This is a genomic window from Parabacteroides caeci, from assembly GCF_023656795.1.
GTDB classification, from domain to species: Bacteria; Bacteroidota; Bacteroidia; order Bacteroidales; family Tannerellaceae; genus Parabacteroides; species Parabacteroides segnis.
The window spans coordinates 1-1,355 of record NZ_JAMOKT010000149.1; the positions used below are offsets into that span (position 1 = coordinate 1).

1 protein-coding gene is annotated in these 1,355 nt (G+C 37.9%); it reads left to right on the forward strand.

The features are described from left to right. Positions 1 to 1,335: IS4 family transposase (locus NBH15_RS29125; RefSeq protein WP_250824216.1), on the forward strand; the 1,335-nt coding region annotated here is incomplete at its 5' end. Positions 1,336 to 1,355: the final 20 nt, after the last annotated feature.

Below are 1,355 nucleotides of genomic sequence, written 5' to 3' on the forward strand. Positions count from 1 at the left end.
ATGATACAACCAATGGCAGATTCAAATATAAAAATAATAAGTGAGTTAAAGAATTTTTTGGAAGAAACATCACAAATGCAGTCAAAAAGAAATATATATAGTTTGAATCCAAAGGATTTCACTCGTAACCGAAAACTGGATTTTAAGACATTATCCTTATTGATTCTTCATTCACTCAAACGTAGTCTGAGTGTTGAATTACAGGATTTTTTCGGTCATATGGGCAGGGAGAGTTGTACCAAGCAGGCATTTAGCGCGCAGCGCGGCAAGTTGAAACCTTCATTTTTAGAAGATTGGAACGCCCTTCTAGTGAAAAGTTTCTATGGCTATAATGCTGATGTATCCAAGAAATGGAAAGGGATGCTATTATGGTCTATTGATGGAAGTACAACCCCACTACCCAATTCGAAAGAACTAAGAGAAAAGTTCGGATGTCCGGGTAGCCGCCTGGGGCAAAGTAATCCCGCTGCCCGCATATGTGTGTTATACGATGTTATGAATCATCTAGCTATAAAAGGTCTGTTTCAGCCTTATGCCGAATCGGAAGAGAAAGTCGTTTTGGATGTGTTGGAAGGATTGGAGTTAAGCCCATCTCTTTTGCTTTTCGACAGGGGCTATCCTAGTTATTGGCTCATGTATTGTCTGATAAACAGGCAGACTCATTTTGTCATGAGGGTTCCAAGTAATGCCAATAGAACAGTTAAGGCATTTATTGAATCGGATTTATCGGATATAACTGTAGACATTTATCCCTCCTATAAATCATTGGCTAAATTGAAGCAAATGGGTATCTGGATATCCCAAACAACTCCGTTAAAAATCCGTTATGTAAAAGTAATGCTTGACACAGGAGAAGTTGAAGTTCTGGCCACTAACCTGTATGATTCTTCTTTATATACAATAGCAGACCTTAAAAAAGTTTATTTTATGCGCTGGGGAATCGAAACGTTCTATGGATATGTCAAGGAAGAACTCCAGCTAGGTCAGTTCAGTGGCATACGGGATATCTGTATAAGACAGGACTTTGCGGCCAATCTGTTTTTATTCAATTTGCAGAGTCTGATTGAGAAACAATGTGAACCTTATATTGAACAAGTTTGCAAAACAAGAATATACAAATATAAGGTTAACAAAAATATAAGCTGGGCATCCATGAAGTACGGAGTTGTGAAACTATTTCTTTTTCGAAATACAAACTCTGTACTCATGGAGTTGCAACATCTATTTGAAAAGCATTTGGTGCCCATCAGACCGGGAAGAAAGTTTCCACGAGCAAGGAAAGGAAGGCCCAATTGTAAAAACTATACTCTAACTAATTACAAAAGAGCACTATGAACCTTAAATTGATGACATTG